At 51.3% G+C, this 238-nt stretch carries 1 protein-coding gene; it reads left to right on the forward strand.

Annotated elements, in window-relative coordinates; genetic code table 11:
• Nucleotides 1-238: hypothetical protein (locus ACYP03_RS27895; protein WP_459782922.1), on the forward strand; the 238-nt coding region annotated here is incomplete at both ends.

The following is a 238-nucleotide window of genomic DNA, read 5'->3' on the forward strand; positions in this document are numbered from 1 at the left end:
TGTGACCGGTTTGGCCCGGCTCTGACGATCTTATCCGGCGGCGTCGTGGCTAGCTTTGTATATTGTCTTATGTTGCTGTCGTTGAATTTCTGGCTGTTTCTGTTGTTGTTCGGTGTGCTGGCTGCATACGCTTTAACCGCAATGACATTTGTACCGCTGGCCTTGCTGGTTGACCGGATTTTTGATCACCAGCATAAAGGGATGGCTTATGCGGCCATCAAGAACGGCACGGCGATTG

Source organism: Photobacterium sp. R1 (assembly GCF_054600795.1).